The organism is Acinetobacter sp. UBA3132, from assembly GCF_002364825.1.
Taxonomy (GTDB): Bacteria; Pseudomonadota; Gammaproteobacteria; order Pseudomonadales; family Moraxellaceae; genus Acinetobacter; species Acinetobacter schindleri.
This window is the reverse complement of sequence record NZ_DEZM01000097.1, coordinates 5903-15180: the sequence shown is the minus strand read 5'-3', so window position 1 is coordinate 15180 and position 9278 is coordinate 5903. Positions and strand designations below refer to the sequence as shown.

At 43.7% G+C, this 9278-nt stretch carries 13 protein-coding genes; 7 read left to right on the top strand and 6 right to left on the bottom strand.

The annotated features are described in order from the left end of the window. From B4033_RS04745 to B4033_RS04730, 4 genes are all read right to left on the bottom strand, one after another. Positions 1-488 (bottom strand): undecaprenyl-diphosphate phosphatase (locus B4033_RS04745; RefSeq protein ID WP_286832452.1); only part of this gene is annotated, 488 nt, incomplete at its 3' end. 16 nt (positions 489-504) lie between these two features. Continuing rightward, the gene (tsaB, locus tag B4033_RS04740; protein ID WP_286832451.1) at positions 505-1170 is read right to left on the bottom strand and encodes a tRNA (adenosine(37)-N6)-threonylcarbamoyltransferase complex dimerization subunit type 1 TsaB; all 666 of its coding nucleotides are present in this window, start codon (positions 1168-1170) and stop codon (positions 505-507) included. 135 nt (positions 1171-1305) lie between these two features. Beyond that, positions 1306-1836, bottom strand: coding sequence for a gamma carbonic anhydrase family protein (locus B4033_RS04735; protein WP_004893238.1), 531 nt, complete (start codon positions 1834-1836; stop codon positions 1306-1308). A gap of 15 nt (positions 1837-1851) precedes the next feature. After that, complete coding sequence (locus B4033_RS04730) at positions 1852-2466, bottom strand: NUDIX hydrolase (protein WP_163172029.1); 615 nt, start codon at positions 2464-2466, stop codon at positions 1852-1854. 124 nt (positions 2467-2590) lie between these two features. On the opposite strand from B4033_RS04730, the gene B4033_RS04725 reads away from it, so the two are divergent. Continuing rightward, complete coding sequence (locus tag B4033_RS04725; protein ID WP_103800242.1) at positions 2591-3139, top strand: NUDIX hydrolase; 549 nt, start codon at positions 2591-2593, stop codon at positions 3137-3139. Between the two features lie 90 nt (positions 3140-3229). Here the strand turns inward: B4033_RS04725 and B4033_RS04720 are convergent, their stop codons facing one another. Beyond that, a complete protein-coding gene (locus B4033_RS04720) occupies positions 3230-4060 on the bottom strand; it encodes a lysophospholipid acyltransferase family protein (protein WP_103800243.1) in 831 nt (276 codons plus the stop codon). Between the two features lie 187 nt (positions 4061-4247). Here B4033_RS04720 and B4033_RS04715 point away from each other — a divergent pair, with 187 nt between their 5' ends. From B4033_RS04715 to B4033_RS04690, 6 genes are all read left to right on the top strand, one after another. Continuing rightward, positions 4248-4379, top strand: a complete 132-nt coding sequence (locus tag B4033_RS04715; protein ID WP_265735834.1) for a hypothetical protein — start codon at positions 4248-4250, stop codon at positions 4377-4379. A 92-nt stretch (positions 4380-4471) separates the two neighbouring features. Beyond that, positions 4472-5812 carry a ribosome rescue GTPase HflX gene (gene hflX, locus B4033_RS04710; protein ID WP_286832448.1) on the top strand — a complete coding sequence of 447 codons (1341 nt, stop codon included), beginning with the start codon at positions 4472-4474 and terminating at the stop codon, positions 5810-5812. Positions 5813-5844: 32 nt separating this feature from the next. Then, positions 5845-6216, top strand: a complete 372-nt coding sequence (locus B4033_RS04705) for a hypothetical protein (protein WP_048881124.1) — start codon at positions 5845-5847, stop codon at positions 6214-6216. A 9-nt stretch (positions 6217-6225) separates the two neighbouring features. Beyond that, a complete protein-coding gene (locus B4033_RS04700; protein ID WP_071320881.1) occupies positions 6226-6900 on the top strand; it encodes an LrgB family protein in 675 nt (224 codons plus the stop codon). A gap of 529 nt (positions 6901-7429) precedes the next feature. Beyond that, a complete protein-coding gene (locus B4033_RS04695) occupies positions 7430-7867 on the top strand; it encodes a hypothetical protein (protein ID WP_076753122.1) in 438 nt (145 codons plus the stop codon). A gap of 69 nt (positions 7868-7936) precedes the next feature. Then, positions 7937-8386 carry a DUF2147 domain-containing protein gene (locus tag B4033_RS04690; RefSeq protein ID WP_048881122.1) on the top strand — a complete coding sequence of 150 codons (450 nt, stop codon included), beginning with the start codon at positions 7937-7939 and terminating at the stop codon, positions 8384-8386. A gap of 47 nt (positions 8387-8433) precedes the next feature. On the opposite strand, the gene B4033_RS04685 is transcribed toward B4033_RS04690, so the two are convergent. After that, a partial coding sequence (locus B4033_RS04685; RefSeq protein ID WP_286832444.1) for a symmetrical bis(5'-nucleosyl)-tetraphosphatase occupies positions 8434-9278 on the bottom strand: 845 nt, incomplete at its 5' end.

Sequence of the window (9278 nt, the reverse complement as noted above, 5' to 3'; positions counted from 1 at the left end):
ATCAGCGATAAGACCTGAATCAGACCAATCCAGATAGCATCTTTAATGGTCAGGTCTTCAACTTCTTGGGCACGGACTTGAGGTGGATTTTTTTCGATCCAGATAATGATCAGACCACCCACAATCAAGCCAATCGCAATTGCAATATTGTTGAATAACAATTCTTTTACAGTCTGACCAAAAGTCAGCCCGATAAGTATGATTGGAATCGAAGCCAAAATCAGACCAATACCGAGACGGCGTCCTTGTGGTTCACCACTGACAATCCCGGTGGCGGCTCCCCACAGACGTGTCCAGTATTCATAAATTACTGCTGCGATTGCCCCCATCTGAATGGCAATCACGAAAACATCACTCTTTTCCTTGGTCCAGAAGTTCATTAATTCTGAAGCCAGAATCAAATGCCCTGTACTGGAAATCGGTAAGAACTCAGTAATACCCTCAACAATACCCATGATTGCCGCTTTCAGCAGCAGTAATAGATCCATGCTTAATCCTGATTAATTATGCTTTGCCTTGTTCTGGAATTTTTTTCCATGCGTTATCGCGTAAATAGACCGGCAGTGCCAATTCAGCACTGACCCAGTTTTCTGATGCTGCTGCCACACGCGCTATCGTGGCAATATCCTGTGCAGTCGCGCTGACATCTTTGTATTCAGTGGCTTCTGATTGAACCAGATGAGCACCTGAGCCGACTACGGCAAATTTTACTGTGGCACTGCCCTGTTCATAACCAAGCAACTGTTCTTCATCTACTGGCTGCATAATACCTTGAGCATCCAGCTGATAGCTGGCGATATAAACTTCATTCATACGTGCATCGAGTACCGCAGTCACTTCGGTCAGACCATGCAAACGGTATGCTGCTTGTGCCAAGGCCTGTAAGGTCGAAACGGGTACCACAGGCAGGTCATTCGACCACGCCAAAGCTTGTGTTACCGCAGCATTAATACGCACACCGTTAAATGAACCCGGTCCACGACTAAATGCAATCGCAGTCAAATCAGAAACCGCCAGGCTTAAATCTTTTAGAGCCTGCTCGATCATTGGGAGAATTGTTTGCGTTTGTGCCTTTGCGCGCGCATCAAGTTGGAAAAATAATTCTTGAGTGTCATCAATCACAGAAACGGAACACTGCTCATTGGCAGTTTCCAATGCCAGCACTTTCATGCACAACCTTAATTCAGAGAATATAAAAAACGCGGATATGATACTCCACTCATATCCGCTACGCGAGATTTTCCCGAAACAGATACAAAAAAACCTGGCCATCGCCAGGTTAATAAATACAGGTAGATGAGTTGCTTAAAGCTCAACTTGTTCCAGTGGCTGGAACTTCTGAAAATGGTTGGCATAATGCAGTGCGCTCATTTTCAGCTTTTGTACAGTATCTTCATCTAGGGTTTTTATCACCTTGCCCGGCGATCCCATCACCACAGAATTGTCCGGAATCACTTTTCCTTCCGGAATCAGCGCATTCGCGCCAATGATACAGTTTTTACCAATCACGGCATTATTGAGAATTATAGCCTGAATCCCGATCAGGCTATTATCACCAATGGTACAGCCATGCAGCATGGCTTGGTGACCAATCGTCACATAATCACCAATATGCATTTCAATCCCCGCATCAGTATGCAGCACGGCATTTTCCTGCACATTGGTATAGTCTCCAAGATGGATTTTGCTGTTATCACCACGCACCACGGCGCCAAACCAGATACTGACCTGTTTGCCCAATTCAACCTGACCAATCACGGTCGCTGTGGGTGCGACCCAACCATCCCATGGTTGTTGCAGCGCTTTTGGAGAATGTCCCTGAAATTTGTACAACATGCCTGAATATCCTCTTCAGTCCTGAAAGAATTTTGATCGTTTAAAAGCTGGTGAATTAAGTAAGAATGGCCAGTCTTTTTTATAGTCGAGGCCATACTGAAATAAAGAAATCAGCATACGCGCAGTCAGTCCCCAGACCACTTCATTTTCCACGCGCATACTCGGGAAATATAACGACTGCTGGGCAAAGCGTACTTCATAAGGTGTAGGTTTGGCTTCAAGTAAATGCCGCAGTGAGGCAAAGAAAATCCTGTCAATTTCAGTGGGTTGTGGAATCAGCTGAACTTTTGGTGGAATCAGTCCGACAATCGGTTTTACCAGCATGCCATTTCGTGCCTTTTGCATGGGCAGATCACCAATGAGCTGCACATCAAAAGGGTTCAGTGCGGTTTCCTCATAGGCTTCGCGTAGCGCTACGACGATATTGCTGGTGTCCTGCGGATCACGCTTACCGCCCGGAAAAGAAACTTCACCGGCATGATTGGACAGATAAGCCGAACGGCGGGTGAGTAAGACCTTGGGATTCGACTCATCCGTAATCGCAATTAACACCGCAGCATGCGCTGGCTGAATCCGCCTGGAAAAGCGCAAACGTTGCTGTAATCTGTGTGTTAAATCGCGTTCATCCATCCACGCTTTCCTCATTCTCATTATGATTTCATCATAGCTGATTTTTGATTCCTGAGGATAGAATTGATGCCAAATTTCAATTTTTCAGTTATCCTGAGTCTACTTTTTGTCATTGATGATGAATATGAACTTCTGTACGGCCTGTGGACATAAGACAACTGAAAAAATACCTTTAGGTGATCAAAAACTTCGTCATGTCTGCAGCTCCTGTGGTTTTATTCATTATATTAATCCAAAGATTATTTGCGGATCCCTAGTGGTCTGGGAAGACAAAGTACTGCTATGCCGACGCGCGATTGAACCCCGTTATGGCCTGTGGACCTTACCTGCCGGCTATATGGAGCTGTTTGAGACCATGGAACAAGGGGCAGCACGTGAAACCCGTGAAGAAGCCGAAGCTGAAGTGGAAATCGAACAGCTGTACTGCATGTACAATATTCCACGGATCGGTCAGATTTATGTGCTGTTTAAAACTCAACTGGTGGAAGGCAAATTTGGTGCTGGTGAAGAAACCATTGAATCACGCCTGTTTGACGAAGCGGATATTCCTTGGGCAGAGCTGGCATTCCCGAGTGTAGAAAGGACCTTACGTCATTATTTTGAAGACCGTAAAAATAATGTTTTTCCGATGCATCTTGAAACCTTGGGTTCACGTCTGGATCACACCGGTTAAAACAACAAACTACTGAATGCTACATATAAAAAAAATGAGCGCCAATAAACGCTCATTTTAGTTTTTTGAAAATGATGCTGTTTATTTTACCTATGAAACTGATGCAGTAACTTCCAAAGGTGTTTTCAGGACTTTATTCTGTAAATACTTCAGACCTTCATTCATCTTTTCCTGCACCAACGGCGTCAGCGTATCCACCGTATGACCTTCTGTAGAAATGCCCGGTAATGCCATTAAGTGTGCCGTGACATTTGGCATCTCTAACACTTTACGTACATGCTCAGCGAAACCGACCTGACCAATAAAAGGCGCGACCGTATCTAGCTCCCCCTGCTGATTGACATAACAAATCAGGCAAATCTGTACCGGGCGCTTTGCTTCAATCGCCGCCCCCAGAATCCTGCCATGGACCTTCTTAATTGCACGTCCATCTGAAGTGGTGGCTTCAGGGAAAAACAGCACTGGAATGTCCTGTTTTAAAAATCCGGTAATCTGCTCACGGATCCGGACTGAATCTCCCGACCCACGCTTGATAAATAAAGTTCCCCCACCTTTCGCCAGTTTGCCAAGCAGCGGCCACTGTTCAATCTCGGCTTTAGCTAGGAAAAACACTCGTGCACTAGAACCGAGTACTGCAATATCCAGCCAGGACACATGATTACTCACCCAAAGTGCGGGTTCTCGTGGAATAGTGCCATGTACCTGCACTTCAATATTAAATACCTTGCATAGCTGACGACAGAAATACTGCACATATCGCGTGTTATGTGGGTTATTCGGATTCTTGTATAAACCGTGTCGGTAAACCAGATAGAACCCTTCACTCACTGCTGCGACAGAGGCAAACATTTTTCTGCTATAGAGCAAAAATTTTGCTAAACCACGAATTTCAGATGTTTCATTATTTATAGTCGAGTGCATACAAGGATCACTATTTCCAGGTCGATTCAGGTCATCATCTTCACGTATCTTTACCATTCTATACTGTTCATTCTGAACATGCATTGATTATAAAAACCGTTCAGACGGATTAAATTTTGCAATTTTTATTCAATTATACGATGAATTATTATATTTCCATTGAATGAACAAATTATGGAGTTTTAGTATGCAGCAAGATCCAAAGGTTACGGTTGAAACTCTTCAACCCACACAAGCACTGAAATACATTTTTGTGACAACCGCATTCTACGCGGCTGTTTTAGTCGGCCTGGCTCAACTTTTTGTTGCTGCACTCTAACCCAAAACTCACAGAGCAATGCTATCTGTCCCTGTCTTTTTCCACTAAAATGAATTCTATTAAAAAAAGTTTTTAAGTAGAGTGTGGACTGAGTGGAATATTTTGAACAGCATCGTGCCAAAGATCGTGTCATTCTGGTCAGTGTGACCGTGCAGATGCTGGAGGATCTGGATGCAGAAGAATTTCACCTGTTGGCCAGTTCAGCAGGGGCAGAAATTCTTGAGCATATGTATGCTCAGCGTTTAAGACCCGATCCTAAATATTTTATCGGCTCCGGCAAGGCTGAGGAAATTGCAGAAAAAGTTGAAGCTCTTGAAGCTGATCTGGTGATTTTTGATCATACCCTGACCCCTGCGCAGGCACGTAACCTTGAGCGCGTTGTTAAATGTCGGGTGGTGGACCGTACAGAACTCATTCTGGATATTTTCGCGCTGCGCGCTCGCACTTATGAAGGGAAATTACAGGTCGAACTGGCCCAGTTACAGCATCTTTCTTCTCGCCTGATTCGTAGTCGTGGCAATCTGGATAGTCAGAAAGGGGGTATTGGTTTACGTGGTCCTGGTGAAACTTTACTGGAAACTGACCGACGTTTGCTGCGCGTACGGATGGGGCAACTGAAAGCCCGACTGGATAAAGTCCGTCAAACCCGGATGCAAGGTCGTGTAGCCCGTCAGAAAGCTGCTGTACCTACCATTTCTCTGGTTGGTTATACCAATGCCGGTAAATCTACCCTGTTTAATATTCTTGCAGATAGCGATGTCTATGCCGCTGACCAGCTGTTTGCCACTCTGGATCCGACCTTGCGCCGTCTGGACTGGGAAGGCATTGGCACTGTAGTACTGGCAGATACAGTAGGATTCGTGCGTAACCTGTCTCACTCACTGGTAGAATCTTTTAAAGCGACTTTGGAAGAAACCTTAGAAGCCACCCTGTTGCTGCACGTGATTGATTCCAGCAGTCCGGAAATTCTGGAACAGATTGATGCAGTAGAAAGTGTGCTCAAGGAAATTGGGGCTAATGTTCCCGTACTTCGTGTCTATAATAAAATTGACCAAAGCGGTGAAGACGCCAAGATTATCTATCACAAACCCAATCAGCCAGAACGGGTCTATGTGTCTGCTCACACGGGAGAAGGGATTGACCTGCTACGTAAGGCGGTACATGAAGCGTTGATGGGAGAACTACAAAAGTTTGAACTTAAGTTACAGCCTGCACATGGCAAACTGCGTAATCAGCTTTATGAGCTGAATGTGATTCAGTCCGAGCATTATGATGAGCAAGGTCAGCTGCATTTGCAGGTCAGTATTGCCCCACAGAAACTGGCACAGATCATCCGCCAGGCACATCTATCCCTAGAAGATATTTTGGGTGAGCAAGCAGTTCAGTTTCAACGGCCACTTGAAGAATTTGAAATACCGCGTAAGATCGACTAAAACTCGATAAATCAAATTAAATAGACTTTAAAATGAACTGGATTAAGCATATAGATTGGCCAGCATGGATCGGCACGCTGCTTCTAATTATTGTTTTTCGGGAAACAGCAGTATGGATCATGACCCAGCTAGAGCACCCTGAGTTAGGCAATCTGGTCGGTTTGATCAGCCTGCTCATCGTCCTGTTTAGCTGGCGTCGCTGGAGCAAAATTCCTGCCCGACTGGTAGATACCAATAACAAGATTATGAAAGAAAGTGCCTTTGCATTTTTACCTGTCAGCGCCGGCTCATTGATGATGCTGGTGCATATGGGACATAAAATTCCAGCCTTTCTGCTGATTCTGTTTGTTAGTACGCTCATTCCATTATGGGTCTATGCAAAAATGGCCAAGCGCTGGCTTTAGGAGATCATTATGTTATCTGTACTCTATGGTTTCCTGATCACGCTGGCGGCCTATCTTGCGGCAAAACCATGTAACCGTGTGATTCCTAAAATTCCGGTCATTGTCTTTGGCATGTTCTTCGTGCTGGCTATTCTGTTTGTACTGGGTGTTCCTTATGAACATTATACGGAAGACACCAATCCCTTGTTTAACCGTCTTTTAGGCTATGTTACGGTGGCCTTGGCAATTCCTCTGGCAGCAATGCGCTATGATGACCTGCCATTAAAAGGTGTGATTGGAATTCTGATCTTCGCCAGTATCAGTGCAGTTGCCCTGCCCATGGGACTCGCTTATCTGTTACATATGGCAGCCGGTGACATCATGGCCTTTGCCACTCGTGCAGTTACTACCCCAATTGCGATTAATATCGCAACTTTACTGGATGCACCAATTAGCCTGGTGATTCTGATTGTAATTCTGTCTGGTGTCATTGGGGCTGCGTTTTCCCCCCTTATTCTGCGTCATATCAATGACGAACGTGCTTCTGGTCTTGCACTGGGCCTTGCCGCCCATGCGATTGGTACAGCGCAGGCCTGGCAGCGTGGTAGTGTTGCAGGTCGATACGCAGCATTTGGTATGGCAGTGAATGCTGTCTTTACGGCCCTCTGGCTACCGACTTTTATTCTATATCTTCAGAATCTTTAATCTGACCACATCGTTATTTCTGGATGACTATATCTATTTTATATAGTCATTTTATTCTTATATCGATTTAGATAGAAATATGAACTATTAAATTCTAATGACAAATTAGTCACTTCATAAATTCATTTAAGTTTCATACCAGTAATTAAATTGACCTAAATGACAGATTTTAATTCAGTAATTTTATATATTTATAATCTTTTCAAGCGTTTTAACATTACTAAATCTACCCTATTTTTAACTTGGCTACACGCTGTCTCTTTGGTCAGTTATTTTAAATATTTTTCTCTCACTTTCCTATACATCATTCAATATGGGTTAAAAATCACGTTTCCACTAACAAGAATATTGTTATAATCTTTAAGACTTAAGTATGAATCTCTGCCTATATTCAACTTGCATTTTTTTATATAAGGTTGTATGAATAATAAACATATAGATTTTTTAGTCTTTGTGTATTAAAACTTCATATACAGCAAGAGTGAAGCAAATCAAATGGATATTTGATTTTGAAATACAAGGAAATTGAATGAAAACAATGAGTGTTTTCAGGACATCTGGTGTTGCTTTAAACCCAATTTCTTGTGGAGAGAATTGGATAAGCAGCTGGCAGCAGATGCATGACAAGACAGATCCGGCCATGGTCCTGATTAAATCGGCGAAGTATAATAGAGGTGGCTTATCTAGAAATTTAGGCACCTCGTTATCCCACCCACTTTTTGGTAATAAGCCAATAAAACAAGGTGCTGATCATTTGCCCTCCACTCAGTACTCATTTGAAATACTGGAGCCAGAAGCCTTCAATAAATTGAAATTCACTGCATTACATCATGCTGGAAACGCTACGCTGCAATCAGCATCCGATATACATATTCATGACCTGATTAATCAGGTCGCTGTCGATGGTAATCCCTTAAATTTATATGACCATACTCAAGTTTCGGTCATGGGACTTAAACACAACTGAATTCTTAGTGCAGACTGATCAAAAAATAACTAGTGACTGTCTGTAACAAACCACATGGGGATGATTAATATGAAAAAATCTAAAATCGCAATGATGCTAATGGGTGCATGTATGACTGTGTCAGCTTTTGCACAGGATTTAACCGGCACTTGGCAACAAATTGATGATAAAACTGGCTCCCCTAAAGCCATTATTGAAATTCGTCAAGAAAATAACGGTACTTACGTAGGTAAAATCGTTAAAGTAACGCCTCGCCCTGGTTATACCCCACAAAAAAGCTGTAACAACTGCCCGGCTCCGTATACCAATCAACCGATCTTAGGCATGGACTTACTTACCGGCTTAAAACAAGTAGGTAAAGCCAATAACTATGATAAGGGTCGGATCATCGATCCGCTGACCGGAAAAATTTATGATGCCAAAGCTCGCCTGAATGCCACTGGTAAACGTCTGACCTTACGTGGCTATATGGGAGTATCCGCATTAGGTCGCAGCCAAACCTGGATCAGACTGGATTAAGGCCCTGTAAATAAAAAAGCCACATCATGTGGCTTTTTTATTATGGCTTAGCTTGAGGATGACATGACCGGATTATCAACCTTAAATAATTCTTTATCTTCCAATCGATACGCAATCAGCTGATTTCCCCAAACACACCCGCCATCTACATTTTGAACATGTTCGGAAATTGTCTTACCCTGTAATCCTGCCCAATGCCCAAAGATAATTTGATGGGTTTTGGCCGCTTTGGATTCAAAGTCAAACCAGGGCTGAAAGCCTTCAGGCATCGGGTCATCCAGAGAATCTTTAAAACTGTATTCTAAACGTCCTTCTGTATCGGTTAAACGCATCCGCGTCAGGTAATTCACGATACAACGTATACGTTCATGACCCTGTAACTCATCTGACCAGAGTGCTGGCTCTTTACCAAACATATCGCTCAGGAACGCATCCATGATTTCAAAATCATCATGACCTATGACTGCTTCTACTTCTTTGGCTAACTCGGCAGTCTTGGTAACATCCCAAAGTTTAGGAATACCGGCATGCGTGAGCACTGTCTGTTCATTCGGGAACAGACACATAGGCTGTTTCCGCAGCCAGTCAATCAGATCATCACTGTCGATAGCATCAATCACATCACAGACATTGTCCTTGTCTTTAATCGGCTTAATTCCACGCGCATAAGCCAACAAAGTCAAATCATGGTTGCCTAGCACTGTTGCAGCGACACCATTGTCGACCAACTTTTTAATGAAGCGCAGCGCACCTAGCGAGTTTTCACCCCGAGCGACCAGGTCACCCGCAAACCAGATAAAATCCTGATCCGGATCAAAGCGGATTTCTTTCAGTAATGCCTTCAAGGCCTCAAAACAGCCTTGCACATCACCAATCACATAATTGTATCGAA